The sequence below is a fragment of the Nocardia sp. NPDC004604 genome, from assembly GCF_040609795.1.
Lineage (GTDB): Bacteria > Actinomycetota > Actinomycetes > Mycobacteriales > Mycobacteriaceae > Nocardia.
In genome coordinates this window covers 1-4,788 of record NZ_JBEXLC010000278.1, presented here as the reverse complement: position 1 = coordinate 4,788, position 4,788 = coordinate 1, and the positions used below count along the sequence as shown (strand labels likewise).

6 protein-coding genes and 1 pseudogene are annotated in these 4,788 nt (G+C 66.0%); 6 read left to right on the top strand and 1 reads right to left on the bottom strand.

All coding sequences use genetic code 11. The features are described from left to right. From ABZW16_RS43115 to ABZW16_RS43100, 4 genes and pseudogenes are all read left to right on the top strand, one after another. Positions 1-96 (top strand): annotated as a pseudogene (locus tag ABZW16_RS43115) (oxidoreductase); the annotation flags it as partial. Further along, a complete protein-coding gene (gene cbiE / locus ABZW16_RS43110) occupies positions 93-1,349 on the top strand; it encodes a precorrin-6y C5,15-methyltransferase (decarboxylating) subunit CbiE (protein WP_354961947.1) in 1,257 nt (418 codons plus the stop codon). The pseudogene ABZW16_RS43115 and the gene cbiE, both read left to right, overlap by 4 nt. A gap of 99 nt (positions 1,350-1,448) precedes the next feature. Continuing rightward, entirely contained in the window at positions 1,449-2,039 is a 591-nt protein-coding gene (locus tag ABZW16_RS43105; RefSeq protein ID WP_354961946.1) for a hypothetical protein, read from the top strand. Further along, positions 2,036-2,785 (top strand): cobalt-precorrin-6A reductase, encoded by a 750-nt coding sequence (locus tag ABZW16_RS43100; RefSeq protein ID WP_354961948.1) that lies wholly within the window; start codon positions 2,036-2,038, stop codon positions 2,783-2,785. The genes ABZW16_RS43105 and ABZW16_RS43100 overlap by 4 nt, the downstream gene beginning before the upstream one ends. A 174-nt stretch (positions 2,786-2,959) precedes the next feature. On the opposite strand, the gene ABZW16_RS43095 is transcribed toward ABZW16_RS43100, so the two are convergent. Further along, positions 2,960-3,490, bottom strand: a complete 531-nt coding sequence (locus ABZW16_RS43095; RefSeq protein ID WP_354961945.1) for a PadR family transcriptional regulator — start codon at positions 3,488-3,490, stop codon at positions 2,960-2,962. Between the two features lie 100 nt (positions 3,491-3,590). Between ABZW16_RS43095 and ABZW16_RS43090 the strand changes: the two genes are divergently transcribed. Together ABZW16_RS43090 and ABZW16_RS43085 are read left to right on the top strand one after the other, a co-directional pair. Then, positions 3,591-4,232 carry a GntR family transcriptional regulator gene (locus ABZW16_RS43090; protein ID WP_354961944.1) on the top strand — a complete coding sequence of 214 codons (642 nt, stop codon included), beginning with the start codon at positions 3,591-3,593 and terminating at the stop codon, positions 4,230-4,232. Further along, the coding region (locus ABZW16_RS43085; RefSeq protein WP_354961943.1) for an MFS transporter at positions 4,232-4,788 on the top strand (557 nt) is incomplete at its 3' end. The genes ABZW16_RS43090 and ABZW16_RS43085, both read left to right, overlap by 1 nt.

Sequence of the window (4,788 nt, the reverse complement as noted above, 5' to 3'; positions counted from 1 at the left end):
GGCGCAGGCCGCGTCTGGGTCCCCGGCATCCTGCGACCGGTCATCTTCGCGATCCGGCTACTGCCCCAACCCATCTGGCGCCGGATGCCCCGGTGAACGGCGCACAAAATATCGCGGACCGGGATGGACCGCCGATCTCAGTTGTAGGGATCGGCGCCGATGGGTGGTCCGGGCTCGGATCGGTTGCACGGGAGGCGATCTCGGGAGCCGAGTTGGTATTCGGGTCGGCGCGCCAGTTGGAGTTGCTGCCGGCGGCCATTACTGCGGACACACGGGAGTGGCCTTCGCCATTGCTGCCCGCGCTGCCCACGTTGTTCGATGGCCACGCCGGACGGCAGCTGTGCGTGCTGGCCAGCGGGGATCCGATGTTCCATGGCATCGGGGTGACATTGGCGCGGCTGTTCGGGGCGCAGCGGCTGCGGGTGTTTCCGCAGGCGTCATCCGCATCGCTGGCCTGTGCGCGGCTGGGGTGGGCGTTGGCGGAGGTGCCGGTGGTCAGTGCGGTCGGGCGGCCGGTGGAGACGGTATTGCCCGAGTTGGCGGATCGACGGCGCGTCCTGGTGTTGAGTGCCGACGAGCACACGCCCGGACGGATTGCGGAACTGTTGCGGGGCAATGGTTTCGGGGAATCGACGCTGACCGTGCTCGAACAGTTGGGCGGTCCGCGCGAACGGGTGGTGCGCGATCGCGCGGCGAGGTGGGAGCTTGCGGCGGGTGATCCGCTCAATATCGTCGCGATCGACTGCGTCGCCGATCCGAAACATCGACGGGCCACGCGCGTGCCCGGCCTACCGGACGAGCTGTACGGCGGTGCCGGTCAGCTCACCAAGTCCGAGGTCAGAGCATTGACGCTGGCCGCGCTGGCACCCGCGCCCGGGGAATTGCTATGGGATGTCGGCGGAGGTTCGGGCAGTATCGCGATCGAATGGTGCCGCACCCATCCGAGCTGTCGGGCAGTCACCTTCGAGCGACTCGAACACAGGCGGCGGAAGATCGCCGACAACGCCGCCGCCCTGGGTGTTCCGCACGTCGGTGTGCGCGCAGAGGTGCTCACCGAAGTAGAAAAATCTACCGAATCCGCGCCTCCTGATGCCATTTTTGTCGGCGGCGGCCTGACACAAGATGGCGTATTCGAGACATGCTGGTCCCATCTACGCCAGGGCGGCCGCTTGGTGGCGAATGCGGTCACCGCGGAATCCGAAGCGCTGCTGCTGAACTGGTCCGCCGCGCACGGCGGTGAACTGCGGAAGTTTCAGATCTACCGGGCCGAAGCCCTCGGCAGGTTCACGACCTGGCGACCGCAGCTGCCCATCACGCAGTGGGTCGTCGTGAAAGGCGGCTCGTTCTGAAAACCTCACTTGGTAGGTGAAACGGACTCCATCCGGCGGTAGGGTCGGTGCCCGAGATCCGGACGTTATCGCCGGATCCGTGTCCTATTGGGGAGATTTATGAAGTACAAGAAGTTTGCCGCCACCGCGATGATGGCCGTTGCCGCCACGGGTATTGCGGCGGGTACGTCCGGCGCCGCTCCGGCGGCACCCGCTCCGGCCGTGCAGAACCAGGCCGCGCCCGCGGTACAGGGCGAGGACCATGGCGTGAACTACGCGGTGCAGTTGGTCGACAAGTCGATCGTCGCGGCCGTCACCGGCGGCGCGTTCAGTCTCGACGCCGACCAGAAGTACGTCACGGTGAAGAACACCGAGGGCGCGGTCGTCACCTCGATCCCGCTGCAGGCGAAGGTCGGTGACCAGCTGATCCCGATCGCCGCCACCATCGACCCGTCGGCCCAGAAGCTGACGCTGACCCCCGATGTCAAGCCGACCGCTGCCGCGGCAACGGCCTCCGCCGAGGCCATCTCCTCGCAGGAGTGGTTCTTCAGCGAACTGCAGCGCGCGTCGCTCGGTGCGGTCATCGGCGGCATTATCGGTTTCTTCTTCTTCGGCATCGGTCTGCCGGTGGGCGCGCTCATCGGCCTGCTCATCGCGGGCGGCCCGAACCTGATCAACGCGGGCATCGCCTACTTCAGCGGGCAACCCTGAAAAGTCTGATTCTGGGCGGTACCGGGGAAGCCAGGGAACTCGCCCACATCGCTTCCGGCGAGCGAGGATTCGAGATCGTTTCCTCGCTCGCCGGTCGTGTTCGTGATCCGCTGCTGCCGGAGGGGCCGGTGCGGATCGGCGGCTTCGGCGGAGTCGATGGTTTACGGAAGTGGTTGGTGGCCAACGAGATCGCGGTAGTCATCGATGCCACACATCCGTTCGCGAGCACGATCAGCACGAATGCGGCCAGTGCCGCAACGGATCTCGGCCTGCCGCTACTGCATGTGCGGCGGCCCGGATGGCGCGAACAGTCCGGCGATCGGTGGCACCGGGTGCCCGACCTCGACGCGGCCGCGCAGGCGGTTTCCGGACTGGGGGAGCGCGTCTTCCTGACAATCGGCCGCCAGGGCGTCGCCGCCTTCGCGGGGCTGACGGACCGGTGGTTCCTGATTCGCGCTATCGACCCGCCCGCCGGCGCGCTACCGCCGCAACACGAATTACTCCTCGCGCGTGGGCCTTTCTCGCCCGCGGATGAGTTGCGCCTGCTCATCCAGTACCGGATCGATGTGCTGGTCACCAAGGACAGCGGCGGCGATCAGACCGGCGCCAAACTCGCCGCCGCTCGCTCGGCGGGCATTCCCGTCGTCGTCGCGGACCGACCCGAGTTGCCAGCCGCGGCGATTGTCGCCGAGACCGTCTCGGAGGCGTGGAAATGGTTGCGGGATATCGCATCCGGTCGTTCGTAATCGACTCGATCCGCTGAGGTGAAGCCGGAGTCGCGCGAAACCCTTCCCGTTCTTGTGTGGACGTCGCAGTGCGACGGTTGCGTGGTCACCGAGGCCGCGCCGCCGTGGTTGTCGCGATATGTCCAGGGGGGCGGTTCCAGCGTGCAGTGCCGTAGAAGCTTGCGGGGGCTCTGCTCACCGGCCGAGTAGCTCCGGCAGCTTGTCGAACCAGGCCAGCACCGTGCGCTCATAGCCGATGCCGAATTCGAGGGTGGCACGTTGGTAGGGGGACATGCCGGTGTGCTCGTCGGCGAGGTAGTGGTCCAGACGCTGCTGGTGAACCTCCTTGTTGGCGGCGATGATTCGATCGAGGTGATCGGGATCGACGTGCTTGCCGAACGATAGGGTCAGTAGCAGCGGCACGCGAATGGTCTCCGCACCCGGATCGCGAGCCACCCACTCGAGGAACGCTTCGCGCCCCGCGTCGGTGATCTGATACGGCGTGCGGTCGCGCGCGCCGATCGCACCCTTTTCGACGAGTCCGGCCGCGTCCATGGTGGCCAGCTCTCGATAGACCTGGCTTTGGGTAATGGTCCAGAAGTCGCCGATGCGGTCCTGGGCCTCGGTCACCAGATCCCAGCCCGACATCGGACCGTCGTGCAGAAATCCGAGCAGCGACGCCGCCGTGGAGTTCAGCGATTTGCGTTGTGTCGAGGTGTTCGCCAACAGACTGCTCCTTCCCTTAACGTTCCATAGTGGAATGTTATACGACGCGTGCCGCCGGGCCCTGTATCGGCTCCCATGTCGTGTCGCTAATATACAACTTGTGTCTAAGACGTATTCATCCGCCGAACTCGCCTACCGCGAGGTCAAGGAACGCATCCTGACCGGCGCGTTGCCGGGTGGTGAGCTGATCAGCGAGGGGGAGATCGCCACTGACCTCGGCATGTCCCGTACCCCGGTGCGGGAGGCATTTCTGCGACTCGAGGTCGAGGGATGGATGAAGCTCTACCCCAAACGCGGTGCGCTGGTGGTGCCGATTCCGCCCGCCGAGGCCGAACACGTCGTACACGCCCGCTACGTCGTGGAGACTGCGGCGGTCCGCGCGGTGGTTACCGCAGATCGCGCGGCAATGATCGCCGAACTGCACGCGTCGCTGGATCGCCAGCGCGAGCTGGCCGCCGCCGCGGACTTCGAGCGTTTCGCCGTCGCGGACACCGACTTTCACCGCACCTATGTGGTCGCCGCGGGCAATCCACTGCTCACCGGGTTCTACGACTCGCTGCGCGAACGGCAGCGCCGCATGAACAGCGCTGCGCTGCATCGCGGTTCGACCGATACCGCCCGCATCATCGAGCAGCACACGCGCCTGGCCGAGCTGATCGAGACCGGCGATGTGGCCGGATTCGCCACCGCGCTCGTCGACCATATGTCCGGCGTACACCAACTCGAAATGCGAGGCCTGTAATGGCAACGCTCCTCGCCGTCGACGCCAGGTCGGAGCAGGGCCGGGGCGCGAGACAGTGGTGGGGTGTTGCGGCCGCGATGTTCGCGATCGCCTGGGGCGGAAACGAATTCACTCCGCTGCTGGTGATGTACAAGGGCAATGGACTGCCGGTCACCACGGTGGATCTACTGCTGTTCGACTATGTGCTCGGAATTGTGCCCGCCCTGCTGATCGGCGGCCCCCTCTCGGACCGCTACGGCCGCCGCATGCTGATGCGCCCAGCACCGCTGATCGCCGCGGCCGGTTCGCTGCTGCTGGCCTTCGGATCCGCGTCGGTGCCGCTACTATCGGCCGGACGGGTGCTCTGCGGGGTCGCGCTCGGATCGGCAATGGCGGTGGGAAGCAGTTGGCTCAAGGAACTTTCGCAGCAGCCGTTCGGGCCACAGCTGCCGGCCGGGACCGGGGCGCGACGTTCGGCGATGAGCCTGACCGGCGGGTTCGCCGTCGGTGCCGGTGTGGCGGGGTATATGATTAAAAAACTATGTTACACTGTGTATAATGTTTCATTACTGTTTAT

Coding starts and splice junctions, on each gene's coding strand:
- ABZW16_RS43105 (WP_354961946.1), top strand. CDS start 1,449: ATGAAGTACAAGAAGTTTGCCGCCACCGCGATGATGGCCGTTGCCGCC.